This window comes from Pseudonocardia tropica, assembly GCF_040105315.1.
Taxonomy (GTDB): domain Bacteria; phylum Actinomycetota; class Actinomycetes; order Mycobacteriales; family Pseudonocardiaceae; genus Pseudonocardia; species Pseudonocardia alni.
In genome coordinates this window covers 80,062-105,477 of record NZ_JBEDNP010000015.1, presented here as the reverse complement: position 1 = coordinate 105,477, position 25,416 = coordinate 80,062, and the positions used below count along the sequence as shown (strand labels likewise).

The 25,416-nt window shown below is 72.4% G+C and carries 21 protein-coding genes; 6 read left to right on the top strand and 15 right to left on the bottom strand.

What is annotated here, in order from left to right:
* Positions 1-36 precede the first annotated feature (36 nt).
* From WHI96_RS22160 to WHI96_RS22130, 7 genes are all read right to left on the bottom strand, one after another.
* Positions 37-1,053 (bottom strand): iron-siderophore ABC transporter substrate-binding protein, encoded by a 1,017-nt coding sequence (locus tag WHI96_RS22160; protein WP_345654951.1) that lies wholly within the window; start codon positions 1,051-1,053, stop codon positions 37-39.
* Between the two features lie 64 nt (positions 1,054-1,117).
* On the bottom strand, positions 1,118-2,275 hold the full coding sequence (locus WHI96_RS22155; protein WP_345654948.1) for an amidohydrolase family protein: 1,158 nt from the start codon (positions 2,273-2,275) through the stop codon (positions 1,118-1,120).
* 93 nt (positions 2,276-2,368) lie between these two features.
* On the bottom strand, positions 2,369-4,057 hold the full coding sequence (gene groL, locus WHI96_RS22150; RefSeq protein ID WP_345654945.1) for a chaperonin GroEL: 1,689 nt from the start codon (positions 4,055-4,057) through the stop codon (positions 2,369-2,371).
* Positions 4,058-4,236: 179 nt separating this feature from the next.
* Entirely contained in the window at positions 4,237-4,593 is a 357-nt protein-coding gene (mimD, locus tag WHI96_RS22145) for a propane 2-monooxygenase effector subunit MimD (RefSeq protein ID WP_349302437.1), read from the bottom strand.
* A complete protein-coding gene (locus WHI96_RS22140; protein WP_345654942.1) occupies positions 4,590-5,798 on the bottom strand; it encodes a ferritin family protein in 1,209 nt (402 codons plus the stop codon). The genes mimD and WHI96_RS22140 overlap by 4 nt, the downstream gene beginning before the upstream one ends.
* Positions 5,795-6,856: an FAD-binding oxidoreductase gene (locus tag WHI96_RS22135; RefSeq protein WP_345654940.1), complete on the bottom strand. Its 1,062-nt coding sequence runs from the start codon at positions 6,854-6,856 to the stop codon at positions 5,795-5,797. Before WHI96_RS22135 ends, WHI96_RS22140 begins: the two co-directional genes overlap by 4 nt.
* Before the next feature lie 206 nt (positions 6,857-7,062).
* The gene (locus WHI96_RS22130; protein ID WP_345655044.1) at positions 7,063-8,700 is read right to left on the bottom strand and encodes a ferritin family protein; all 1,638 of its coding nucleotides are present in this window, start codon (positions 8,698-8,700) and stop codon (positions 7,063-7,065) included.
* A 345-nt stretch (positions 8,701-9,045) separates the two neighbouring features.
* On the opposite strand from WHI96_RS22130, the gene WHI96_RS22125 reads away from it, so the two are divergent.
* Genes WHI96_RS22125 through WHI96_RS22115 form a run of 3 tightly spaced genes read left to right on the top strand, consistent with a single transcriptional unit; the run spans position 9,046 to position 12,363 of the window.
* Entirely contained in the window at positions 9,046-10,977 is a 1,932-nt protein-coding gene (locus tag WHI96_RS22125) for a sigma-54-dependent Fis family transcriptional regulator (RefSeq protein ID WP_345654937.1), read from the top strand.
* Positions 10,978-10,987: 10 nt separating this feature from the next.
* Positions 10,988-11,236 (top strand): hypothetical protein, encoded by a 249-nt coding sequence (locus WHI96_RS22120; RefSeq protein ID WP_345654935.1) that lies wholly within the window; start codon positions 10,988-10,990, stop codon positions 11,234-11,236.
* A gap of 44 nt (positions 11,237-11,280) precedes the next feature.
* Positions 11,281-12,363: a gamma-glutamylcyclotransferase gene (locus tag WHI96_RS22115; RefSeq protein WP_345654933.1), complete on the top strand. Its 1,083-nt coding sequence runs from the start codon at positions 11,281-11,283 to the stop codon at positions 12,361-12,363.
* A 58-nt stretch (positions 12,364-12,421) separates the two neighbouring features.
* Here WHI96_RS22115 and WHI96_RS22110 read toward each other — a convergent pair whose 3' ends face one another.
* The gene (locus WHI96_RS22110; protein WP_345654930.1) at positions 12,422-13,747 is read right to left on the bottom strand and encodes an MFS transporter; all 1,326 of its coding nucleotides are present in this window, start codon (positions 13,745-13,747) and stop codon (positions 12,422-12,424) included.
* A 226-nt stretch (positions 13,748-13,973) separates the two neighbouring features.
* Here WHI96_RS22110 and WHI96_RS22105 point away from each other — a divergent pair, with 226 nt between their 5' ends.
* Positions 13,974-14,885 carry an ABC transporter ATP-binding protein gene (locus WHI96_RS22105; RefSeq protein WP_345654927.1) on the top strand — a complete coding sequence of 304 codons (912 nt, stop codon included), beginning with the start codon at positions 13,974-13,976 and terminating at the stop codon, positions 14,883-14,885.
* Complete coding sequence (locus WHI96_RS22100; RefSeq protein WP_345654924.1) at positions 14,882-16,054, top strand: ABC transporter permease; 1,173 nt, start codon at positions 14,882-14,884, stop codon at positions 16,052-16,054. The genes WHI96_RS22105 and WHI96_RS22100 overlap by 4 nt, the downstream gene beginning before the upstream one ends.
* Here WHI96_RS22100 and WHI96_RS22095 read toward each other — a convergent pair.
* The 4 genes from WHI96_RS22095 to pdxH all read right to left on the bottom strand — a co-directional run bounded on the left by WHI96_RS22095 (position 16,035) and on the right by pdxH (position 21,033).
* Positions 16,035-17,426 (bottom strand): cryptochrome/photolyase family protein, encoded by a 1,392-nt coding sequence (locus tag WHI96_RS22095; RefSeq protein ID WP_345654921.1) that lies wholly within the window; start codon positions 17,424-17,426, stop codon positions 16,035-16,037. The two genes, WHI96_RS22100 and WHI96_RS22095, sit on opposite strands and share 20 nt — an antisense overlap.
* A gap of 108 nt (positions 17,427-17,534) precedes the next feature.
* Entirely contained in the window at positions 17,535-18,845 is a 1,311-nt protein-coding gene (locus WHI96_RS22090) for a citrate synthase (RefSeq protein ID WP_345654918.1), read from the bottom strand.
* An 89-nt stretch (positions 18,846-18,934) separates the two neighbouring features.
* Positions 18,935-20,329 carry an MFS transporter gene (locus WHI96_RS22085; RefSeq protein WP_345654915.1) on the bottom strand — a complete coding sequence of 465 codons (1,395 nt, stop codon included), beginning with the start codon at positions 20,327-20,329 and terminating at the stop codon, positions 18,935-18,937.
* A gap of 50 nt (positions 20,330-20,379) precedes the next feature.
* A complete protein-coding gene (gene pdxH / locus WHI96_RS22080; RefSeq protein WP_345654912.1) occupies positions 20,380-21,033 on the bottom strand; it encodes a pyridoxamine 5'-phosphate oxidase in 654 nt (217 codons plus the stop codon).
* A gap of 199 nt (positions 21,034-21,232) precedes the next feature.
* Between pdxH and WHI96_RS22075 the strand changes: the two genes are divergently transcribed.
* Positions 21,233-22,372, top strand: a complete 1,140-nt coding sequence (locus WHI96_RS22075) for a citrate synthase 2 (RefSeq protein WP_345654910.1) — start codon at positions 21,233-21,235, stop codon at positions 22,370-22,372.
* Between the two features lie 104 nt (positions 22,373-22,476).
* On the opposite strand, the gene WHI96_RS22070 is transcribed toward WHI96_RS22075, so the two are convergent.
* The 3 genes from WHI96_RS22070 to WHI96_RS22060 form a co-directional block, all read right to left on the bottom strand.
* Positions 22,477-23,244 (bottom strand): cupredoxin domain-containing protein, encoded by a 768-nt coding sequence (locus tag WHI96_RS22070; protein ID WP_345654907.1) that lies wholly within the window; start codon positions 23,242-23,244, stop codon positions 22,477-22,479.
* Positions 23,245-23,359: 115 nt separating this feature from the next.
* Positions 23,360-24,016 (bottom strand): response regulator, encoded by a 657-nt coding sequence (locus WHI96_RS22065; protein ID WP_345654905.1) that lies wholly within the window; start codon positions 24,014-24,016, stop codon positions 23,360-23,362.
* Entirely contained in the window at positions 24,013-25,416 is a 1,404-nt protein-coding gene (locus tag WHI96_RS22060; protein ID WP_345654902.1) for a sensor histidine kinase, read from the bottom strand. The genes WHI96_RS22065 and WHI96_RS22060 overlap by 4 nt, the downstream gene beginning before the upstream one ends.

The following is a 25,416-nucleotide window of genomic DNA, read 5'->3' as shown; positions in this document are numbered from 1 at the left end:
GGTGCGCCCGCGGGCGGTCCCGCGCCAGTAGGTCGGTCAGGTCCGGGGCAGCGCCTTCTCCACCATCGGCACGACGCCGTCGAGCGCGGCGGGCAGGCTCAGCACCGTCTGCCAGCCGAAGGCGTTCTCCGTCGCGCCCTCCAGGAGGACGTTCCGGCCCTCCCGGGTCGCCGCGAGCCGGGTGACCAGCGGGTTCTTCTCCACGGTCGCGCGCCCGCCGGGAGTGAAGGACAGCTGGTCCCACACGAGGAGGTCCTTGTCCAGCTCGGTGGCCTGCTCGAAGCTGATGTCGGCGTAGAACTTCTCACCGGCGAGCTCGTCGTAGCGGGGCGGGACGGCGAACCCGAGTGAGGTGAAGAACCGGGCCCGCGGGTCCTGCGAGGCGAACACCGAGAGCGTGTCCGCGCCGTAGGTGGCGACGGCGACCTGCTTGCCCGCCCACTGCGGGTTCGCCTCGCGCGCCGTGCTGAAGCGGGCCTCGAGGCCGGTGACCAGCTCGTCCGCCTGCCCGGACCGGCCGAGGGCCCGCCCGATGATGCGGGTCGTGTCCTGCCAGGGGACGCCGTAGTCGTTGTACTCGGCCGGCGCGGCGACGATCGGCGCGATCGCGCTGATCTGGTCGTAGCTCTGCTGGTCCAGGTCGGAGTAGACCGCGACGATCAGGTCCGGGCGCAGCGCGGCGATCTTCTCCGGCTCCGGCGAGCTCATGTTCAGCACGGTCGGCTGCGAGCCGGTCTGCTGCGCCGCCGCCGTCGCCCACGGCTGCACGGCCTGCTTCTCGTCGCCGTACCAGTAGCGGACGCCGACCACCGGCACCCCGAGCGCGAGGACGGTGTCGTGGTCGCTGTACCCGATGCTCACGACGCGCTGCGGCGGCCCCGGGACCGTCGTCCTGCCGAACCGGTGGTCCAGGGTGACCGGGAAGCCCTCGGCCGCCGTCCCCTCCGGGGCCGGGCCGCCCGCCTGCCCGCCGCCACCGCCGCAGCCGGCCAGCGCGGCGCCACCGGCCGCCGCCAGCGTCCCGAGGAGCATCTGTCGCCGGGTGAGTCCCATGTCCGTTCCTTCCGCTCGTCCGGCGGAATGCTAGGACATCGACTTAGGATTGCCTCTGCTGCATTCAGGTGGGGCTCAACACACCCCTACGGCGTGGGCGGGCGGTGCGGCCCGTGGCGCAGCCGAGGTCGAACCCGTGGACCCGTGCCGCGGTGCCGCCGAGCAGGGCGGCGCGGACGTCGTCGTCGAGCTCGGGGAACCGTCCGCGCAGCTCGTCGGGGTAGCGGAAGGTCATGAGGTCTCGGATCAGGCGCGCCGGACGCACCAGCGGGTAGCCACTGCCGAACATCAGCCGGTCCGGGCCGTAGGCGGCCAGCAGCTCGCCGAGCGCCTCGGCGGCGGGCACCCGGTGCCGGCGCAACGCGATCAGCAGGTCGGTGAGCAGCACGTAGACGTTGGGCAGGCGGGCCAGCCGGACCAGCGACGCGGTCGGGGCGCAGGCGGCGCCGACCACGAACCGGATCTTGGGCAGGGCCGTGGCCAGCGCGGCGACCTCGGTGACGTCGACGGCACCGGCCGGCAGCGGTCCGGCGCTGCGCACCCGGACCGGGAGCGCGGACCCGGCGCGGACCGGCTCGGCCCACTCCGGCCACCGGGGCCGCGGCACGGCGTCGCCCTCGGCGACGACGCCCGCGTGCGCCCAGTCCGGTGCCGCGCGCGACGGTCGCGCGGTCGGCGCGATCCCGATGTGGACCACCCCGGCGCCGGCCTGCTCGGCCCGGATCAGGGTGCGGCGCAGCCACGGCGCCCGCAGCGACAGCGCGGTCTCCGGACGACGGGCGGGCAGCACGGTCAGCGCGCGCAGACCGTCGCGGCCGACCCGGGCCCCGATGCCGCGGGCGCGGGCCCGGTCGGCGGGGTCGAGCTCACCCGCCAGCGCGAGCCGCCCGGGGTGCTCGGCGGCGAGCTCGGCGTGCCAGGCCGGTGCGGCGAACCCGAGCACGAACAGGTCCTCGAAGCCGGCCGGGACGAGCACCGCGCGGTCCACCGCGGAGAGCACGTGCGCGGCCAGCGCCTGCGGCGTGACCAGCTCGAACGCGTCCGCGGACAGCGGGCGCGGCGACGGGTCGACCATCCGGTGGCGGTGCAGCAGGTCGGCGACGAACTGCTCCCCCGCCGGGCCCGCCTGGTTGTGCGGCCGGCCGTCCCAGCCGTGCACCTGGGCGTCGACGACCGCCGGGAGACCACCACGCCCCCGGGGCGCTCCGCAGCACCGGTCCACGACGACCACCTCTCCACTGTCGCGGAGCGGCCCGGCACACGCAGCGCGTGCCGGGCCGCTTCCCACTGTTCCTCCGACCGGACGGGCCGGTACCTATCCGACCGACGGGCCGAGCCCCATCGACTGGGGCGTGCTCGAGTCCGGGCTGGGCTGCGGGATGCCCTCGTCGAGCTGGCCGAACTCGGTCATGAGCGCCTTGTTCCAGGGCGTGACCTCCTCGGCCACCAGCGAGTTGGTGGTGAGGATCAGCCCGGCGACCGAGGCGCCGTTCTGCAGTGCGGAGCGCACGACCCGCAGCGGGTCGATGATGCCCATCTCGACCATGTCCCCGAAGCGGCCCTCCAGGGCGTCGAAGCCCTCGTCGACGCCCATGGTCGTGACCTGCTTGACCACCTCGTCGCCGTCGTAGCCGGCGTTGGAGGCGATGAGGTGCACGGGCTCGGTGAGCGCGTGCCGGACGATCTCGACGCCGATCCGGTAGTCCCCGGTCACGTCCAGCTCGTCGAGCGCGGGCTCGGCGTGCAGCAGCGCCGAGCCGCCACCGGCGACGATGCCCTCGGCCACCGCGGCCCGGGTCGCCTGCAGCGAGTCGTCCACCCGGTGCCGGATCTCGCGGGCCTCGGCGTTGGTCGGCGCACCGACCGAGATGATCGCGGCCTTGCCGGACAGCCGGGCGATGCGGTCGGAGAAGAAGTCCTCGTCGGTGCCGATCGTGGCGCGGGCCAGCTCGGCGCGCAGCTGCGACAGCCGGTACTCCAGCTTCTGCTTGTCGCCGTGCCCGCCGATGATCGTGGTGCCCTCGCTGGTGACCTGCACCTGCACGGCGCGCCCGAGGTGCTCGACGTCGATCTGCTCGAGCGAGAACGAGGAGCTCTTGGAGTGCACCTGCCCGCCGCAGAGCGCGGCCATGTCCTCCAGCAGGTGGATGCGCTTCTCACCGAAGCCGGGCGCCTTGATCGCGACGGCCTGGAAGTGCCCGTTGACGTGGTTGTGGACCAGCATCTGCAGGGCGGTGCCCTCGACCGTCTCCGCGACGATGACGAGCGGGCGCCGGTCGTTGCGCATGATCCGGTCCAGCACCGGCATGATCTGCTGGACGTCCTTGATCTTGTGGGCGGTGAACAGGATGTAGGGGTCGTCGACGATCGCCTCGAGCGTGCCGGGGTTGGTCACCATGTAGGGCGAGACGTACCCGTTGTCGAACTCGAAGTCCTCGACGAAGTCCACCGAGACCCCCGGCAGCGGGGTGTCGTCGACGGTGACGACGCCGTCGTCGCCGACGGTGTGCAGCGCCTTCGCGACGACCCGGCCGATCGTGTAGTCGTCGTTGGCCGAGATGGAGGCGACGCGGGCGTAGTCCTCCTCGGTGCTGACCGGGTGCGACACCGTCTGCAGGCGGTCGACCAGCGCGTTGACCGCGATGTCGATGCCCCGCTTGACCAGCACCGGGTTGCCACCGCGCTCGATGGCGCTCATGCCCTGCTTGACGATGGCCTGGGCGATGACGGTCGCGGTCGTGGTGCCGTCACCGACCGTGTCGTTGGTCTTGACCGCCGCTTCCTTGACCAGCTGGGCGCCCATGTTCTCGAAGGGGTCGCGCAGGTGGATCTCGCGGGCGATCGTGACGCCGTCGTTCGTGACCTCGGGCGAGCCCGTGATCTTCTCCAGGATGACGTTGCGGCCCTTCGGGCCGAGCGTGCTCTTGACGGCTTCGGCCAGCTGGTCGACGCCGGCCTGCAGCAGATGACGGCCCTCGGCGCCGAAGCGGAGTTCCTTGGCCATGGTGGGTCCTCCCGGAGAAAGAGTCGGTCCAGGTGCGCGGGTGTGGATCAACGTGCGCAGCCGTGCGCCGCGGAGGCGCGCTGCGCGGGTGGAGCGCACCGCCCGGGCCGTCGCCGGCCGTGGTGGGCCGGGGACGGGTCGTCGTCCCGGGCGGTGCGATCCGGGTGAGGAGCGGGTCCCTAGAGCGGCTTCAGGTCGAAGTCGATGTACTCGGCGGCGTCCTCGGGATTGGCGAACATGATCGTCTTGTCGTCGAGGTGGACCATCCGCCCGTAGTGGGTGGACATGTTCTCCTCGAACTGGGCGGCGTCGAACCAGCCCTCCTCCTGGCCGGCCTCCTCGTCCATCGCGACGTAGTCGAGCTCGAACTTGCCCCGGCCGTCGACGCGGATCATCGACGGCAGGTGCTGCACGGTCACGTTGTCCTGACGGTCCAGGACGGTCGCGATGACCGCGCCGATCTGGTTGTTCATCAGCGTGAAGCCGCACATGTTCGACGCGGTGCTGTCCTGCTTGAACGGACTGGTGCTCGTCACTGCTTCAGCTCCTCGGGGACGTCGAGACCGAGATCGCTGCAGATCCCGGCGAACCGGTTCTTGGCGCGGTCGAGGGAGTCCTCGAACGTCGGGGGCTTCGAGTCCGACTGGGACCACATCGGCTGCATGGTCCGGGCGGCCTCGAGCGCCTGCGGGACGTAGGTCCGCAGCCAGCCGCTCATCAGCGAGCGGTTGTGCTCGGCGAACTCGCGGTCCTGGGTGAGCGGCGCGAAGCAGGCGATCGACCAGCGCAGGTCGCGCTGGGCGTAGTCGTACTCGCCGGCACCCATGACCGTCGGGGTCACGTAGTCGCCGTTGGTGGCGGCGGACTGCATGACCAGGTTCGACCGGAACAGCTCACCGACCAGCGGCTCGAAGACGCAGTTGGCCGCGAAGACGGCCTCGCCCCAGTCGTCCTGGACCGCGGTGAGGGCCTCGGTGAACCTGCGGGCGCCCTGCCACTCCGGCGCGTTGTCCCACGCGTCGAGGTGGGCGGCGCCGTCGAACCCGTCGATCTCCTCGGAGAGCGTCAGGTTGTAGAGCGCGAGGTCCTGGGCGAAGCGGATCTTGCGGGTGGAGTTCGCCGCGAGCGCCGTGTTGTGCATGTTGGTCGGCGCGGACCGCTCGTTGGACGCGAAGACGTAGAGGCCGAGGATGTGCTCGATGTGCATCCAGGCGCCGACGTTGCGCTCGACGAACCGGATCCAGTTCGAGTTCCACAGCTCGAACGCCTTCGCGTTGCGGGCGTTCTCGATGTTCTGGGTGAGCTGCCGGACGACGTTCGCGTTGTACCGGTAGAGGCTCTGCTCCCACTCCTCGTTCGGGTCGCGGAACTCGTGCCAGCCGTGCGCCGGCCAGTTCTTCACGTGCATGCCGCCGGTGCCGATCCCGCGCTGCGGCTCGGGCTCGTCGACGCCCCAGGCCTTGAGCTTGGTCCAGTGCAGCGGGTAGCCGCCCTCGCCGTTGGCGAAGCCGTAGATCCAGCCCTGCGCGAGGTAGTGCCGCGGGTCCGGCTGGACCTCGACGGTGGTGTCCTCGTAGAGCGTCTGCTTGCGCTTGGCGGGCGCGTAGTAGTTGTAGCGGCGCGCGCTCGAGCTCGAGTCGGGGAACTCCCGCGCCCCGGCCTCCGCGTCGGTGAAGACGGGCTTGGGAACGCTGCGCTGCGAACCGGACGACGTGTCCTGCGTGGTGGGGGACTGAGTCATTGCTGTCCGTCCTCGCCTTCTTGCTCACCGGTCGTGGTGAACTTGTCGTAGAAGATGTTGGTCTCACTCACACCCAGCTGGGTCAGCGTCGCGATCGCCGCGTCGACCATCGGCGGGGGACCGCAGACGTAGGCATCCGCTCCCTTCAGATCGGATTCGTTCCGCCTGACCACCTCTGTGATCAGGCCGGTCTCGCCGGCCCAGTCCCCGCCGTCGCCGTCGACGTCGGACAGGGCGGGTACGTACCGGAAGCCGCCCAGCTGGGGCGCCAGTTCGGCGATCTCCTTCTCGAAGCAGAGATCGGCCGCGGTGCGCGCGCCGTAGTAGAAGGTGGCCCGTCGTTCGACGCCGCCCTCGGCCATCGCCCGCAGCAGGCCCAGTACCGGCGCCATGCCGGCGCCACCGCCGACGAAGACGATCGGCGAGCTGCGGTTCTGGCGGAGGGTGAAGGTGCCGAAGGGCGCCTCGACGTCGAGCCGGTCACCGGGAGCGGCCTTCTCGTCGAGCCAGGTCCCGAACAGCCCACCCGGGTAGACCTTGATGACGAACTCGTAGGTGCCGTCCCGGTTGGGGGTGTTGGCCATGGAGAACGAACGGCTCTCCCCGGTCCCGGGGCAGACGAGGTCCATGTACTGCCCGGGGAAGAACTTGATCTCCGACGGCTCGACCAGCTTGACGGTCAGGTGCCGCATGTCGTGGGTGACGGCCTCGACCGACACGACCTCGACCACGCCCTTGGTGAGGGGCAGGCCGGAGCGGATGATCTCCTCGTCGTAGTTGAGGAGCTCGATGACCAGGTCCTCGTAGGCGTGTGCCCGGCAGAGCAGGGTCGAGCCCTCCTCCTTCTCGTAGTCCGGGAGCGCGAAGGTCGAGTAGCTGTCGTACTCGATGTCCTCGCCCTCGAGCACGAAGGACTTGCAGGCCGAGCACTGGCCCTCCTTGCAGCCGTGCATGAGCTGGACGCCCTGCTCGGCCGCGGCGCGGAGGATGTTCTGGTCCTCGTCGACCTCGATCTCGATGCCGACGGGCTCGAACCGCACGACGTGTTTGTCGCCCACGAGCGCAGACCACCTCTCTTGGCGTGACGAAATAGCGTGAGAAAAAAGACCAATCGGACAGATGTGGGCAGGCGTCGCCCCGGGCCCCGCCCGGCGGACGGGAGTCCCGGGGTGGCCCGGCCGGGGAAGACGACCCCCCGGCCGGGCCGCGGGAAGAGGGACCCGTCATGGCGTGACGGGAACCCCTCCCCTCGCCTGACCCGCGCTCAGGCGTCGGTGGGCGCGGGCCTGCCTGCCGGCCCCTGGCGGTTGTAGTCCGCCACGAACGCCTCGCGCTCGGCGTCGCTCATCTCGTTGAGGATGACGTTGGGGCTGGCCAGGTGCGGCATGCGCCGCATGTGGTCCAGCGTCCACATCTTCTTCGGGTCGAGATCGAGGTGCGGCTGAGCGGTGAGGGTCTTGCCGTCGTCCCGGACGAAACCCATGTCCTGGATGACGTCGGCCCAGTTCCAGCCGTGGTAGAGCGTCTCCCACTCGCGGTGCCCCACGAGCTTGCCCATGTTCGGGGTCTCGCGACCCTGGTACACGGGCCGGAAGGCCTCGGCGTCGGTCCAGCGGCAGACCTCGTGGCAGTACGTGCGCCACTGGCCGTCCACCTTGTCGACGACCATGTCCTCGCGCACCAGACACGGGACCATGCAGGTCCAGCAGCGGTGCGGGTACACGTAGTCGACGTCCTCGGCCACGATGGCGTGGTGACCGTTCGGCTTGGCGAGGCGGTTGTAGTTCTCCCACCACTTGCCGTACCGGTCGTACCAGCCCGGGTACTTGTACTCGAACCACTCGAAGTCGGTGTCGGTCATGCCGTCGATGCGCCAGTAGTTGGCGCACCAGCCGGTGGCGAAGAACTGCGCGACCTCGTGGACGTAGCCCTTGTTCCAGATCTGGTTCCAGGACTCCTCGACCAGGTCGTGCGGTATCACCAGGCCGTACTTCTCGAGCGGCAGCAGGTAGCTGCGGTAGTAGTCGTCGTAGATCCAGCGGCGCCACATCTCCGCGTAGGACTCGCGGTCCTTGCGGCGGTCCTTCGTGCCGTACTCGATGAAGGTGCCGATGGCGGCGTCGACGACGCGGTGGTTGTTCCACCACGCATAGCGCAGGTCGCGCTCGAGCAGCTGGCGGTTGTCCTCGTCCGACAGCGCCATCAGGAGCGTGGCGTAGCCGTTGGAGATGTGCCGCGACTCGTCGGACTGCACCGAGTGGAACACCGTCGGCAGCAGGTAGTCGCCGTTGGCGGCCGCCTCCGCCGGCATCGCCACGAACAGGGTGTTCGTGAACGCGGTCTCCGCGACGATGGTCAGGTAGATCGACGCGGCGGTGATGGCGTCACCGGTGATGAACCCCTCCGCGAACTGGCGGCCGATCGTGCCGCAGTAGTCGCTCTGGAAGTTCCGCAGCGAGTTGTTGAAGCCCGCCGGGTCGATGTAGTTGTTCATGTACAGGCGCTTGAGGTTCTGCTGGATCGTGCTGTGCCGAACCTCGTCGATCATCTGGATCGCCTGGCCGTTGTGCAGCTCCGGGTTCGGAACCACGTGGAACAGCATCGGCATCGAGCGCGCCGCCGAGATCTCCGGCAACGGGATGATCGACAGGAAGAGCTTCTGCCACTCCAGCCAGCGCTCCTGCACCTGCCGGAACATGTTGCCGCGGATGGCACCGTCCTGGGCGCCGTAGACGCGGTGGTCCTTCTCCTCCTCCATCGGGAAGTACGAGCGCAGGACCTGCTTGAGCGGGTCCTTCTTCGCCGCCTTCTTGAAGGTGTAGTCGGTTCCGTACTTCATGTACGGCTCGTGGTACTGCGGCTCCCAGGAAAGCTCCTGGATCTTCTGGTGAGCCTTCGCCAAACTCTGCCGACTCACGTCGTCTCCTCACGGTGGTGGGTTGTGGTCGGATCAGCGGGCGAGCGCGGGTAGCCCGATGTCGTGGTCGAACGCGGAGGACGGACGACCCGGCGGCGTGGCTGGTTGCCACGCCCGGCGATGCCGTCTCTCCTCCGTGCTGCGAATCACACATCGTCGGGGAGGCATTCGAGGTCTCAATATGAGACTCTTCCGGCCCGTCACCTGTGGTGATCTTGCTCGCACGGCGCGTACCGTCGCCGTGACCACGGGATCCGGGCAGGTCACCGCTGCCGCACGCGGGTCTCCGATGGTCGTGTTCCGAGCTCGACACAGGCGAGGAGGCCGTGTGTGAGACCCCTGCCCGACGGCGCGCAGGGCGCCACCCGGGCGGGCCGGCCGACGCCGGTGGGCCCGCGACGCCCCGGGGACGGACGGGTGTGTCCCGCCACCGGCTCGGCGCCCACACCCGCCACCAGGACCACCACCAGCGCCACGGCCGAACGGATCGCGGCGGCCCGCGACGCGTTCCTGCACCACGAGCAGATGCGTGAGGACGCGGTCCGCCCACCGATCCTGGCGTCGTGGATCCGGTCACGGGACAGCGACGTGGCGCCCGACTCGATCGACCTGCCCGAGATCGGCCGCGAGACCGACAGCCCGCTGGTACGGGCGGCCACGCCGATCGTCTCCGAGCTGTGCGACCAGTTCGCCACCGAGCCGGCCAGCCTCATCCTCTGCGACGGCGACGGTGTCGTCCTCGACCGCCGGACCGGTGACTCCGCGCTGCGCCAGCATCTGGACCGGGTGTGGCTCGTCCCCGGCTTCTCCTACGCCGAGCAGCACGTCGGCACCAACGGCATCGGCACCGCGCTGGAGGGCAGGCGCCCGACCGAGGTGTTCGGGCACGAGCACTTCGTCGAGCACCTGGAGGACCTGGCCTGCGCCGGTGCCCCGATCCGGCACCCGGTGACCGGCAAGATCCTCGGCGTCGTCGACCTGACCTGCTGGCGGAGCGAGGCCAACGCGCTGATGGTCGCCACCGCCGCGACGACGGCCCGCCGCATCGAGGAGGCGTTGCTCGCAGCGTCCGGTCGGCACGAGCTGACGCTGCTGCACGACTACCTGACCGCGGTCCAGCGCGGGGGCGACTCCGCGGTGCTCGCCGTCGGCGACGACCTCGTGATGATGAACGACCGCGCCCGCGAGCTCATCGCACCCGGCGACCAGGTCCCGCTGCTCGCCGGGGCGACCGACGCGCTGCGGGCCGGACGCAACCGCCAGCTCGTCGTCGACCTGCCGAGCGGGGCGACCGCACGCGTGCAGTGCCGGCCGAGCTGGAACGAGGCGGGCTCGGCGGGCGGCATCCTGCAGGTGAGCCTGACCCACCGCGAGACCGTCGGCCACGGCTCCGCGACCCCGACGATCACCACCGCGCTGCCGACCGCCGTCGGCTCGGGGGCGCTGTGGACCAAGTGCGCCCAGGCGGTGGACCGGCACTTCCGCACCAACGAGTGGCTGGTGCTGCAGGGCGAGCACGGCTCCGGCCGGACCACGCTGGCCCGCGCCACCCACCACCTCCACTCCCCCGCCGGGCACGTCCGTGTGCTCGACGCCGGCGACGTGAGCCCGCGCTGGCTCGCCGAGGTGTCCGACGAGCTCGACGGCGGCGGCGGGACGCTGGTGCTGCGCGAGGTCGACCGGCTCCCCCCGGCCGCCGCGGCGGCGCTCGCCGACGTGCTCGAGCCGCACCGCGAGTCGACCGACCCGGAGCGGGCCTGGGTGATCGCGACCCGCGGCAGCTCCCGGACGACGGACTCGCCCGAGCTGGCGTCGCTGCTGGACTGCTTCCCGCGCACCATCGAGGTCCCGCCGCTGCGCCACCACGTGGAGGACGTCGCCGAGCTGGTGCCGTACCTGCTCGCCCGGCTGACCCGCGGCGCCGACCTGACCTGTGCGCCGGAGGCCCTGCGGGTGCTCATGCGGCACCGGTGGCCGGGCAACGTCGAGCAGCTCTACCAGGTGCTGCGCAAGGTCGTGAGCCGTCGCCGGACCGGGGTGATCCGGCTGGAGGACCTGCCGCCGGAGACGCGGGTGCTGGCCCGGCGGGTGCTGACCCCGCTCGAGTCGATCGAGTGCGACGCCATCGTCGACGCCCTGCTCGACGCCGACGGCAACAAGGCCGAGGCCGCGCGCCGGCTCGGGATGAGCCGGGCGACGATCTACCGCAAGATCCGCGGCTACGGCATCGCGACACCGGAGGTGGCGGGGGCCGCACGGTAGCGTCGGGCGGGTGACCGCCCGCCGCCGGCTCGTCCGGGCCCTGAGCTTCCCCGACGGCACCCCGGCGCCCCTGCTCGGGCTGATCGGCATCAGCAGCTCGCTGGTCGGGGTGTTCTTCGTGCCCCTCCTGCTGCCCGAGCCGACGCCGCTGTGGGTGCGGGCGGTGCTGTCCGCCCTGGTCGTGTTCGCGCTGATGGTGCTGACCGCGGCGCTGCTGCGCCGGGCCGTGGCGCGGGGCGGGCAGCGGCGCGACCCCTGACCGGGCCTCGCCGCGGGTCGGGTGTTGATCTACGGTGCGTGCGCATGGATGCGTGGCCGGACTCGGCGTTCCCGGCGGACCCCTACCCCGGGGCCCGGCCCGACGGGTCGTTCCTGCACGTCGACGGCCGGTCGCACCCGCTGACCGCCGACCCCGCGACGCCCTCCGGGTGGCGGGTCGACGGGGAGTGCCTGGACACGGCCCTGGCCCGGCACGGGGCCCCGCCGCTGGCCGGACGCGTCCCGCTGCTGGCCTACGGCTCGAACGCCTGCCCGTCGAAGATCTCCTGGATGCGCGGGGAGCGCGGGCTGACCGGTCCGGTCGTCGTGCTGCGGGTCCGGACCGAGGGGCCGGCCGCGGTGTGGTCGGCCGGGCGCCGGGTCGTCGACGACCAGCGCCCCGCGACGCTCGCAGCCGTGCCCGGCGTGACCGAGGAGCACGCGGTCTGGCTGGCGGCCCCGGAGCAGTTCGCCGCGCTCGACACCGTCGAGGGCCGCGACGCCGACCCACCGCGCTACCGCCTGGCGCGGGTCGCGACCGGACGGGTCACGCTCGTCGACGCCGTCGGGGAGCTCGACCGGCCGTGGGCCTACCTCGCCCCGGAGGTCCCCACCGGCGACCCGCGCACCGACCGGCGCCCGCTGCACGTCGACGGGGCACCCGTCCGCTGCGCCGACCTCGACCAGGCCGGCGCCGTCGCGCTCACCGGTGCCCCCGGCCCGGACGGTCTGGACGCGTCGACCGTCGACGGTGTGCCGGTGCCGGAGCAGTGGCCGTCACGGGTGTTCGTCTACGGCACCCTCATGCCCGGCCGGCGGGCCTTCGGCATGCTGCGTGGGCACGCCTCCGACGTGCTGCCCCAGCCGGTGGTGCTGCCGACCGGCGGGGTCGCCGACACCGGCCTCGGATACCCCGCGCTGACCCTCGACACCGGCGACGGGGTACCCGGCTGGGTCGTCGAGCTCGCCGACCCGGTGACCGCGCTGGCCGCGCTCGACGCCTACGAGGGCCCGGAGTACACGCGGTCCCGGGTGGTCCTCGACGACGGCACCGTGTGCTGGGCCTGGGTGTGGACGGCCGCGCGGGACGGGCACGTACCGCTGCCGGAGGGGTGGCCGGTCCCCTGAGACGCCGACCGGGCCCGCCCCCGACGGGGACGGGCCCGGTGCGGACCGGTGGTACGGCTCAGGAGCCGGTCCTCGCGGCCTGCCGTGCGCGGTGCTCGGCGAGCCCCGGGACGTCCCGGCCGGCGATCGACACGCCCTTCGTCTCGATGACGAAGTAGAGCGCGATCATGCCGACCACGCAGGCGCCCATCATGTAGTAGGCCGGGAACAGGACGTCGCCGGTGCCCTCGATGGCCGCCTCGTTGATCAGCGGCGCGGTGCCGCCGAACGCCGCCGTCGCCACGTTGTAGGAGATCGCCATGCCGGCGAACCGGACGTGGGTCGGGAACATCGCCGGGAACGTCGCGGAGATCGTCCCGAGCTGCAGCAGGTAGATCAGCCCGAGCACGGTGAACCCGAGGATCGCCAGTGGCAGGCTCTGCGCCATCAGCATGTACATCGGGATCGCCAGCACGAAGATGCCGACCAGTGAGATCCACCAGCACGGTTTGCGGCCGATCCGGTCCGACAGCGCACCGGCGAACGGGATCAGCAGCATCATCACGACCTGGCCGACCACGGCGACGGTGTCGGCGCTCGCCGAGTCCATCGACAGCGTCGTCTGCAGGTAGGTCGGCATGTAGGTCAGCAGCGTGTAGTTGATGACGTTCAGCGCGATGACCAGGCCGAACAGCGCCAGGATCGGCTGCCAGTAGCGGACGATGAGGTCCTTGAGCGCACCGGTCGCGGCGGACTCGGACTCGCCGGCGGCCTCCAGGTCGCGGAACACCGGGGTGTCCTCGAGCTTGGTCCGGATGTAGAGACCGATCATCGCCAGCGGCAGGGCGATCATGAACGGGATGCGCCAGCCGTAGTCGAGCATCGCCTGCTCGCCGATCGCGGTCTCCAGACCGAAGACGACCAGCACCGCGAGCGTGAAGCCGGCCAGGGTGCCGAACTCCAGGAAGCTGCCCCAGAACCCGCGCTTGCGGTCCGGCGCGTACTCCGCCATGAACGTGGCGGCGCCGCCGTACTCACCGCCGGTCGAGAAGCCCTGGATGATCCGCAGCAGGAACAGCAGCGCCGGGGCGGCCCAGCCGATCGTCTCGTAGGACGGGATGACACCGATCAGGAACGTCGCGACACCCATCAGGATGATCGTCATCGACAGGACCTTCTGCCTGCCGATGCGGTCACCGAGCGGGCCCCACACGAAGCCGCCGAGCGGTCGCAGGACGAACGAGATCGCGAAGCCGAGCAGCGTTCCGAGGTAGCCCAGTTCGCCCGGGAAGAACGCGTTCGTCAGTTCGACGGTCAGGTAGGCGTAGATGCCGTAGTCGAACCATTCCGTCGCGTTTCCGATCGCCGACGCGGCGACCGCCCTCCGCAGTACGGAGGGCTCCACTTCGTTCTCGCCACTCTGCTGACCAGCACCTGTCGGAACCGATGACATTCGAGGACCCCCCACTCACGCAATGCGTAAACCGCTACCGGAAGCGCATTTCGTTACACGATCGACATATCCAGCACCATTGCGGTGTGCGGAGCTTACAGAGCGGAAAGAGGGGCTGCCACCCTCGCGCGGTGATCGATACCGGTGCGCGACACCCGCCCCGTGTAGCGTCGCCGGGGTGCTGGCGATCGACGGCCTCGCCAAGCGGTTCGGCCCCGCCACCGCCCTCGACGGGGTGAGCTTCACGGTCGGCGCGGGCGAGGTGTTCGGCTTCGTCGGCGGCAACGGGGCGGGCAAGACGACGACGATGCGGATCGTGCTCGGCGTCCTCGACGCCGACGACGGCGAGGTCAGCTGGAGGGGCGCCCCGCTCGGTCCCGCGGAACGCCGCCGGATCGGCTACCTGCCCGAGGAGCGCGGTCTGTACCCGCGGATGCGGGTCGCCGAGCAGCTCGTCTACCTGGCCCGGCTGCACGGGCTGTCCCGGTCGGCCGCGCTCGCCTCCACCGAGACCTGGACCGGCCGGGTCGGGCTCGCCGACCGCCGCGGCGACGAGGTGCAGAAGCTGTCGCTGGGCAACCAGCAGCGGGTGCAGCTGTGCGCCGCGCTGGTGCACGACCCCGACCTGCTGGTGCTCGACGAGCCGTTCTCCGGGCTGGACCCGGCGGCCGTCGACACCCTCGGGACGGTGCTGCGCGAGCGCGCCGCGGCCGGGGTGCCGGTGGTGTTCTCCTCCCACCAGCTGGAGCTGGTGGAGCGGCTCTGCGACCGGGTCGGCATCATCTCGGCGGGCCGGATGGTCGCGGTCGGGACGGTCGACGGCCTGCGCGCCGGAGCCCCCGACCGCTACGACGTCACCGGCCCGCCGCCCGGCTGGGCCGACGCCCTCGCCGGGGTGCGGGTCGTCGGGACCGAGGGCGACCGCACCCGCGTCGAGCTGGCGCCGGGCACCGACGACCAGGTGCTGCTCGCCGCGGCGCTGGCCGCCGGGCCGGTGCACGCGTTCGGGCCGTACCGGCCGCCGCTGACCGAGCTGTACCGCGACGCCGTGCGCGACCGCGCCGTCCCGGCGACCGACGGTGCCCGATGAGGGCGGTACTGCTCGTCGCGCGGCGGGAGATCACCACCCAGCTGCGGTCGCGGACGTTCGTCGTCGGGATCCTGCTCATGCTGCTGGTGTTCGGCGGCTACGGCGCGGTGATCGTGTTCGCCGGGTCGCAGAACTCGTCGTCGTCGCTGGTGCTCGACGGGCCGGCCCGCGAGCTGCGCGGCGAGCTGCAGGGCACCGCGGACCGGCTGGGCACCGCGCTGCGGCTGACCGAGGCCGGGAACCGGGACACCGCCGAGTCGATGGTCCGCACCGGCGAGGCCGACGCGATGCTCACCGGGGCGCCGGGGACCTACCAGCTCGTGGGCCTCGACGACGTCGCACCGGGGCTGCGGTCGCTGGTCGCCGACGTCGTCGAGCAGCAGGCGGTGCGCGAGTCGCTGTACGCCGCCGGCGCCGACCCCGAGCAGGTCAGCGCGCTGTCCGGGGTGGGGGTGCGCACCCTCGAACCGGTCGACACCGAGCTCGGGCAGCGGATCGGCACCGCGTTCGTGGTGACGTTCCTGCTGTTCTTCTCGGTCACCGCCTACGGCGCCGCCGTCGCGCAGGGGGTGGTCGAGGAGAAGGCCGGGCGCGTGGTCGAGCTGCTGCTCGCGACCATCCCGGCGCGGCAGCTGCTCGCGGGCAAGGTGCTCGGGCTCGGCCTGGTCGGGCTGCTGCAGCTGCTGATCCTCGGCGGGGTCGGCGCGACCGTCGCGGTGGGCACCGGCGCGGTGGCCGTCCCGGCACTGCTACTGCCGACGCTGGTGTCGGCGCTGGCCTGGTACCTGGTCGGGTTCTTCCTGTTCGCGACGCTCTACGCGGCGGCGGGGGCGCTGGTGTCCCGCCAGGAGGAGCTCCAGTCGGTGACCGCGCCGATCGCCGTCGTGCTGCTCGTGCCGTTCCTGCTCGCCGTCGCCGTGCTGCCCGTGGACCCGCGCAACCCCGTCACGACGGTGCTGTCGTTCGTGCCGTACCTGTCGCAGACGCTCATGCCGGCCCGCACCGCGCTGGGGGTCACCGCGTGGTGGGAGCCGGTCGTCGCGTTCGTACTGGCGCTGCTCGCACTGGCCGGGATGGTGGTGCTCGCGGCACGGGTCTACCGGAACTCGGTGCTGCGCACCGGGGCGCGGGTCCGCTGGCGGGACGCACTCAGGACCGGGCGGCCTTGACCTTCTCGTAGCGCTCCAACGCCTCCTGCCGCTCGGCCTTGTGGTCGACCATCGGCTCCGGGTAGCCCTCCGGGACGCCGTCGCGCAGCTTCCACGGCTGGTGCACGGCCTTGCCCTCGACGTGGGCGAGCTCGGGCACCCAGCGGCGCACGTAGTCCCCGTCGGGGTCGAACCGCTCGCCCTGGGTGATCGGGTTGAAGATCCGGAAGTACGGCGACGCGTCCGTCCCCGACCCGGCCGTCCACTGCCAGCCGTGCTGGTTGGACGCGAGGTCGCCGTCGACGAGCAGCGCCATGAAGTGCCGCGCGCCGCGCCACCACGGGATGTGCAGGTCCTTGACCAGGAACGACGCGACGATCATCCGCACCCGGTTGTGCATCCACGCCTCGCCGCGCAGCTGGCGCATGCCGGCGTCGACGATCGGGAAGCCCGTCCGACCCTCGCACCAGCGCTCGAAGTCGGCGTCGGCGGCCTTCCCGGTGCGCAGGGGCAGGTGGTCGAAGGCCGTGTCGTAGTTCCCCCGCGCGGAGTCCGGGCGCCGGTACAGCACGTCGGCGTAGAACTCCCGCCAGGCGATCTCGGTGCGGAAGGCCTTCACCGAGTCGCCCGTGCGCTCCGCCAGGTCCGCGAGCAGCGTGCGCGGGTGGACGCAGCCGTACTTCAGGTACGGCGACATGCCCGAGGTGCCGCGCTCGGCCGGCAGGTCGCGGGCGGACCCGTAGTCCTCGACGCCCTCGTCGAGGAAGTCCTCCCAGCGGGCCAGCGCCGCGGACTCCCCCGCCTCGGGCAGCTCGGCCTCGACCGCCCCGTCCTCGGGGATCGCGACGGCCCGCGGGCCACCGTCGGAGTCGGACGGGTCCATCCAGGTGCAGGTGCCGGCGTCGGTCTCGGCGGGGGCGCGCCAGCCGTGGTCGGCCCAGGCGCGGCTGAACGGGGTGAACACCTTGAACGGCCCGCCGGTGCCCTTCTCCACCCGGCCGGGTGCGACGGCGTAGGGCGAGCCGGTGCGGACGAGCTCGACACCGTCCTCGGCGAGCGCCTTCTCGACCTGCTCGTCGCGCTCGCGGCCGTAGGGACCGTAGTCCGCGGCGACGTGCACGGTCTGCGCGCCGACCGCCGTCGCGATCCGCGGGACGACGTCGGCCGGGTCGCCCTGCACGACGAGGAGCTTCCCGCCGAGTGCCTGGTCGAGCTCGCGCAGGCACCCGAAGAGGAAGTTCGCGCGGGCCGTACCGGAGGGGGTCAACAGGGCCGGATCCAGCACGAACAGCGCGAGCGCGCGGTCGGCGGCGTCGGCCGCGGCGAGGAACGTGGGCTGGTCGGCGACCCGGAGGTCGCGCCGGAACCAGACGACGGCAGTGCTGGGCGCCATGCCGGTCGACGCTAGCGGCGCCGCCCGCGGCCCGCCCGTCGGCGGACGCGCACGGCCCCGCCGGAGAGTCCGGCGGGGCCGTGCGTACGGAGCGGCGCAGCTACGGGGTCAGCGCTGGCCGACCGGGACGTAGAGGCGCTCGGCGGAACCGGTGTAGAGCTGGCGCGGGCGCCCGATCTTGTTCTGCGGGTCGTTCATCATCTCGCGCCAGTGCGCGATCCAGCCCGGGAGCCGGCCGAGCGCGAAGAGCACGGTGAACATCTTCACCGGGAAGCCCATCGCCCGGTAGATGACGCCGGTGTAGAAGTCGACGTTCGGGTAGAGCTTGCGCTCGACGAAGTAGTCGTCGGCCAGCGCCTTCTCCTCGAGCGTCATGGCGATGTCGAGCAGCGGGTCGTTGACGCCGAGCTTCTTGAGGATCGTCTCGGCCTGCTCCTTGACGATCTTCGCGCGGGGGTCGTAGTTCTTGTAGACCCGGTGCCCGAAGCCCATCAGCTTCGCGCCCTGCTCCTTGTTCTTGACCCGGTTCACGAAGTCGTCGACGTTGCCGCCCTCGACGTCCTTGATGCGGGTCAGCATCTCCAGGACCGCCTGGTTCGCGCCGCCGTGCAGCGGGCCGAACAGCGCGTTGATGCCGGCGGAGATGGAGGCGAACAGGTTCGCCTGGCTGGAGCCGACCAGCCGCACCGTCGACGTGGAGCAGTTCTGCTCGTGGTCGGCGTGCAGGATCAGCAGGGTGTCGAGCGCGCGGACCATGTCCGGGTCCAGCTCGTAGGGCTCGGCCGGGAACCCGAAGGTCATCCGCAGGAAGTTCTCGACGAGGCCGAGGGAGTTGTCCGGGTACAGGAACGGCTGCCCGACGGACTTCTTGTAGGCGTAGGCGGCGATCGTGAAGACCTTCGCCATGAGCCGCAGGGTGGAGAGCTCGACGGCCTCCTGGTCGTGCGGGTCCAGCGAGTCCTGGTAGAAGGTCGACAGCGCGCTGACCGCCGACGACAGCACCGGCATCGGGTGCGCGTCCCGCGGGAAGCCCTCGAAGAAGCGCTTCAGGTCCTCGTGCAGCAGGGTGTGCCGGCTGATCCGGTTGGTGAAGGCGTCGAGCTGCTGCTGGTTCGGCAGCTCGCCGTAGATCAGCAGGTAGCTGACCTCGAGGAACGTGGAGTTCCCGGCCAGCTGGTCGATCGGGTATCCGCGGTAACGGAGGATGCCGGCGTCACCGTCGATGTAGGTGATCGCCGAGGAACAGGCCGCGGTGCTGGTGAAGCCCGGGTCGAAGGTGACCAGGCCGGTCTTGCCGAGCAGCTTGCTGACGTCGACGGCCTGCGACCCCTCCGTCGGGGTGTGCACCGCGGTCTCGAACTCGCCGCCCGAGTACCGGAGTACGGCGGTGTCGGACTTGGCGGCGGTCTCGTCGGACATGTGGAGGTTCCCTCTCACAGCGGGGATCAATCGGGTCTCTGACACACGCTAGCCCGCCGGGCGGAATCCGCAGAACGCGGCGACGATTCTCACGCTCCACCTCCGGGCGCGCGATACCGGAGGAACTCCGGGAACCGCCACACGCACAGCAGCACGCCGACGATCACGGCGGCGCCGCCGAGCGTCGCGGTGATGCCGGGCCCGATCAGCGACGCCGCCGAGCCGTGCCACATGTCGGCCAGCCGGGGCCCGCCCGCGACGACGACGATGAACACGCCCTGCATCCGGCCGCGCATCTCGTCGGTGGCGACGGTCTGCAGCATCGAGGACCGGTAGACCGAGCTGACCAGGTCACCCGCGCCGGCGACGGCCAGCGCGAGCACCGCGAGGAACAGCGACCCGGTCAGGCCGAACACCAGGATCCCGCCGCCCCACACGCACACCGCGACCACGACCGCGACGCCCTGGCGCTGCACCTTCTGCAGCCAGCCCGACAGCACGCCGCCGGCCACCATCCCGATCGGGATCGCGGCGAACAGCAGGCCCTGCTGGATGCCGCCGTCGGCCGACCCGCCGAAGGTGTCCACCGCCATCTGCGGGAACAGCACCCGGGGCATGCCCAGGCCCATCGCGATCACGTCGACCAGGAACGAGACGAGCAGGATGCGCTGCGTCCCGACGTAGCGGAAGCCGTCGACGACCGAGCGCAGCCCCACCTTCGGGCGGGCGCCGTCCGCCCGTTGCGCGGAGCTGGGCAGCGCGGGCAGCCGCCAGGTCGCCCACAGCGTCGCCAGCAGGAAGATCGCGTCGATCAGGTACAGCGTCGACAGCCCGATGAACGGGATCAGTACCCCGGCCAGCAGCGGCCCGAGCACCGCGCCGACCTGCACGACGGTCATGTTCAGCGCGTTCGCCGCGGGCAGCTGCTCGGCCGGCAGCAGCCGCGGGATGACCGCGCTGCGGGTGGGCTGGTTCATCGCGAGCATCGCCGACTGGAACGCGAACAGCACCAGCACGACCCACACGTTGCCGGCGCCGCTGGCCGACACCACCCACAGCGCCAGCGAGCTCAGCGCGATGCCCGAACCGGTGAAGAGCAGCATCACCCGCCGGTCCACCGCGTCGGCGACCGCGCCGCCCCACAACCCGAACACCACCAGCGGGACCAGGCCGAACAGCCCGGTGAGGCCGACGTAGGCCGAGGAGCCGGTCAGCTGGAAGATCTGGATCGGCACGGCGACGACCGACAGCTGGGCACCGATCACCGTCACGATCCCGGCCACCCACAGCCTCCGGTAGGCGGGCGTGCGCAGCGGGGTGGTGTCGGCGAAGGTCGACCGCAGCAGGCCGGTGACCCGGCCGGCGCGGGTCCGGGTGGTCGGGCCGTCACCCGTTGCGGACGGGACCGGCCGGGTCGGGGAGTCCCGTTCCGCGCCGGGCACCGGTCGGGTCGGCCCGTCCCCCGGATCGTTGCGACTGCTCACGAGGTCAAGGTGTACACGGGCCCCCCGACGGTGCGCCTCCGGGTTCCCTCCTAGGGGGCGAGCCTGCGGACCGACCAGGCGTCGTCGCGGCCGGCCTCGAAACGCAGCCGGTCGTGCATGCGGTCGGTGCGGCCCTGCCAGAACTCGACCTGCCACGGCACGATCCGCCAGCCGCCCCAGTGCGGCGGCCGCGGGATGTCGGTGACGCCGTCGAACCGGCGGGTCACCCCGGCCAGCGCCTGGTCGAGGACGGTGCGCCCGGCGACGATCGTCGACTGCGCCGACGCCCACGCCCCCAGCTGCGACCCGCGCGGGCGCAACGCCCAGTAGGCGTCGGACTGGGCGTTGGAGCAGCGCTCCACCCGGCCGGAGAGCTGCACCTGCCGCTGGAGGTCGTACCAGGGGAAGGTCACCGAGGCGACGCGCGTGCGGTTCAGGTCGTGGCTCTTGGCCGAGGTGTAGTTCGTGTAGAAGACGATCCCGCCGGCGTCGAGGCCCTTGCACAGCACGGTGCGCGACGACGGCAGCCCGTCCGGGTCCGAGGTCGCCAGCACCATCGCGTTCGGCTCGGTCAGCCCGGCCTCACGGGCCTGCTCCAGCCACGCGGTGAGCTGTTCGTGCCAGTTCGGGGCCAGGTCGTCGACGTCGAGCGGGCGGCTCGAGTAGTCCGTCCGCATCCTCTCGAGGGCGGGCGCGTCGGTCATCGGTTCCCCTTCCGAGCAGGTGCTGCGCCCCTGACCGTAAGGGGGACGGCCCCGCGTGTGCACCCGCCGTTCGGTGCGCCCGACCCGGTCGTTCACGCACGGGTGTCCTGTTCGTGATCGACGCCACCGGCCGGTCACGTTGCCCCGGCAACTCGATCGGAGCAGGGTGACGACGTCCACCAGAGCCGAAGGAGACCCGGTGACCGAGACGCTCGCGCACGAGGTGCCCCCGCCCCCGCCCGGCTTCACGTCCGGTCTGGAGGGCCACGTCGCGTTCCGTACCGAGATCGCCGAACCGGACAAGGACGGTGGGTCGCTGCGCTACCGCGGCGTCGACCTGGAGGACCTCGCCGGCACGGTGACCTTCGGCGACGTCTGGGCGCTGCTGGTCGACGGCCGGTTCGGGCAGAGCCTGCCGCCGGCGGAGCCGTTCCCGATCCCGGTGCACACCGGTGACGTCCGCGTCGACGTGCAGGCGGCGCTGGCCATGCTCGCCCCGTACTGGGGCTACCGCCCGCTGCTCGACATCGACGACACCGAGGCCCGCGACAACCTGGCCCGCGCCTCGGTGATGGCGCTGTCCTACGTCGCGCAGTCCGCGCGCGGGATCGGCGTCGCCGCGGTGCCGCAGTCGCGCATCGACGAGTGCTCGACGATCACCGAGCGCTTCATGACCCGCTGGCGCGGCGAACCCGACCCGCGCCACGTCGCCGCCGTCGACGCCTACTGGGTGTCCGCCGCCGAGCACGGCATGAACGCCTCCACCTTCACCGCCCGGGTCATCGCCTCCACCGGCGCCGACGCGGCCGCGTCGCTGTCCGGCGCGATCGGCGCCATGTCCGGCCCGCTGCACGGCGGCGCCCCGGCCCGGGTGCTCCCGATGATCGACGAGGTCGAGCGCACCGGCGACGCCGAGGCGCTGGTCACGGGACTGCTGGACCGCAAGGAGAAGCTCATGGGCTTCGGGCACCGGGTCTACCGGGCCGAGGACCCGCGGGCCCGCGTGCTGCGCCGCACCTGCCAGGAGCTGAACGCCCCGCGCTACGAGGTGGCCGCCGAGCTGGAGCGGACCGCGCTCGCCGTGCTGCGCGAGCGGCGTCCGGACCGGCCGATCGAGACCAACGTCGAGTTCTGGGCTGCGGTGATCCTCGACTTCGCCGAGGTCCCGCCGCACATGATGCCCGCGATGTTCACCTCGGCCCGGACCGCGGGCTGGTCGGCGCACGTCATGGAGCAGAAGCGCGAGGCCAAGCTCGTGCGTCCGAGCGCGCAGTACATCGGCCCGGGGCCGCGCAAGCCCCAGGACGTCGAGGGCTGGGACACCGTCGTCGGACGCTGAGCGTCCCCTGGCCGGGGTCCGTCCCCGGCCTCCCGCCACGAGCGGGAGCGGGGCGGGCGAGAACTCCGCGCACGAGGGCGGCTGAGGTCCGGACGTCGGTCGCCTCATCCGACGGTGAGCGTGCCCTCGACCAGGAAGGTGTCGTCGAGAAGCCGGTGCGTGCCGGGAGGCGCGTCAAAGGTGATCCGGGCGGTGCTACCGGGCGCGACGCGCTCGCTCACCCCGAGGTCGGGCACGACGAAGGTGAGCCCCACCAGGGGGTCGGTGTTGGTCACCGCGACGGTCACCGGCCCCGGGCCGGCAGTGAGGCGGTCGGGGGCGAACCGACGTCCGGCTTGGTCGGTGAGCAGGCCCCAGCCGTCGCGCTCCCGGACGACCGAGAGGTCCCCGGGCTGCGCGGGGTCGTCGGCGATCGTCACGAACAGCACCGCGGCCGCGGCGGTCACCGCCACGAGGACGGCGGCGACGGCCGGGCGCAGCAGCGCGGGCCCGTGCCCGTCCGGGGAACGCACGACCGCGACCGCGACCGGGATCGCGAGCAGCGAGCCGATCCAGGTCGTGAGGCAGGTCAGGAAGGTGACCGGGTCGGCAGCGGGGGCGGCGACCGCGGCGAGGAAGAGTCCGGCATGGACGTTGTTGAGCAGTGAGAACAGCCCGATGACGACGGCGCCGGACCGGACCGCACGCCGTCTGCCGCGCAGCAGGAGCAGGCCGGTCAGCATCGCCAGGTCGACCAGGACCAGCGACGGGAACCCGACGAAGCGGCCCGCGGCCTGCAGCAGCACCGTGCCGGCCAGGGTCAGCCCGGCGCAGAACGCGAGCAACCGCGGCCAGGGCACGCCGGTCGCGGCGCGGGTGGTGGTGACGTCCATCGGGGTCTCCGTCCGTACGGGGTCGGTGTGTCGCACCGACCCCACGCGACCCGCGGTCCCGGCCGCATCGGACCGCGGTCCCGGTGCCGCCGGGACGCCCCCCGGGACCCCGCGTTCAGCCCGGCCGGTCACGCCCGAGACCGGCCTGACGGGCCCGGGCCCCGGCCTCGGCCCGGTCGGCGACCTGCAGTTTCGCCAGCACGTTCGACACGTGGTTGCGGACGGTCTTGGGGCTCAGCACGAGCCGGTGCGCGATCGCGGCGTTCCCGGCGCCGTCGGCGAGCAGGGCGAGCACCTCGCGTTCCCGGTCGGACAGGTCGGGGAACGGTCGCACCGACGACGCGGCGGCCCCCGCGAAGAAGGCCGAGATCCGGCCCGCGACCCCCGAGCCGAAGAAGCCCTGTCCGGCGGCCGCGGCCCGCACCGCGGTGAGAATCTCCTCGGGCGGGGCCTCCTTCAGCAGGTAGCCGCGGGCTCCCGAGCGCAGCGCCGCGAACACGCTGTCGTCGGTGCCGCTCATGCTGAGCACGACGACGGCCGTCCTGCTCCCGGCCGCGACCAGCCGCCGGGTCGCCTCCAGACCGCCGATGCCGGGCATCGTGAGATCCATCAGCACGACGTCGGGATCGGTGTGCACGACCAGCTCGAGCGCCTGCTCACCGGACTCGCCCTCCCCCACCACCGCGACGCCCGCGCCCGCGGCGAGCACCGCCCGGACCCCCGTACGGAACGTCGGGTGGTCGTCGACCACGACCACGGTGACGTCGTTCATCGCCCGACCGGCAGGGTCGCGCGCACCAGCGTCCCGCCGGCCGACCCGAGGCCGATCCGCAGCGTGCCGCCGAGTTCCTCGGCCCGCCGGCGCATGCTCGGCAGCCCGACGCCGGGGCGGGGGTCGGCCGCGATCCCGCAGCCGTCGTCCTCCACCTCGACGACGAGCGTCCCCGGGTCCGCCGACAGCCGCAGGGCACAGGTCCGGGCGCCCGCGTGCCGGGCCGCGTTCGTGAGCGCCTCGGTCGCGATCCGGTAGGCGGCCACCTCGACCGCCGGCGGCAGGGCGTCCGGGATGTCGGTGACGACGTCGCAGGCCAGCGCACCGGACGAGAACGTGCGGGCGCGGTCGCGCAGCGCCCCGGCCAGCCCGGCGGCGTCCAGCCCGGCGGGCCGCAGGTCGTCCACCACCCGGCGGATCTCGCCGACGACGCCGCGCAGCCGCGCCTCCAGGTCCCGCAGCACCGGCTCGTCCCCGGCGTGCGCGCCGAGCCGCAGCGCGATCCCGGCGAGCTCGGGCCCGACGCCGTCGTGCAGGTCCCGGTGCAGCCGCAGCCGCTCGGTCTCCCGGGCCGTCGCCAGCAGCTCCCGTTCCCGGCGCAGACCTGCGGTGACCCCGCTCATGTGCACCGCGAGCGCCACGCTGCCGAGCAGGGCGGTCGCCCCCACCGCGACCAGGACGTCCGCGAGCGGCTGCTCGGTGACCGGCGACAGGTGCGCGGCGACGAACGCGGCCTCCCCCGCGGCCAGCATCCCGAGCTGCCACCGGTCGTCGCCGTCGGCCTGGCGCCAGCGGACGACCGCCAGCACCGCCGCCGCCGGGACGAGCACCACGGCGGTCAGCCCGATCACCACTCCGGACACCGGCCCCAGCCAGGGCGCCCGCTCGACGCCGAGCGGGTTCGGCACCGCGGTGAACGCCCCGGCCGGTCCGGGCGTGAACGCACAGAGCACCGCGATCACCACCAGCGCCGCGGCGATCGGGACGGCGAGCCGGACGAGGCGGGCGCCGGCCCGGAAGACGACCGGGAGCAGCAGGACGGGGAGGAAGTACGGCACCCACGTCCAGGTCGCGAGCCACGCCGCCGCCGTCGCACCGGGCGCGCCGCCCACCTCGGCCGCCCACACGGCGTAGGACCCGGCGGCGGCGCCGACGGCGATCGGCGCGGTGCCGAGCAGCACGAGCCCGGTCGCGCGGTCCCGTGCCACCAGGGCCGCGCCGACGGTGGGCCCGAGGACCGCGAGCCAGAGGTCGGCCAGGTGGAGGTCGGTGGTGTCGCGCAGGCCGCCCTCGGTGCGGGCGTGCAGCACGAGGGCGACCACGCCCAGGGCGAGCGAACACACCGCGACCGGCCAGGCGACCACGGAGGCGGGGACGGCGCGCGGACGGATCCGGAGCAC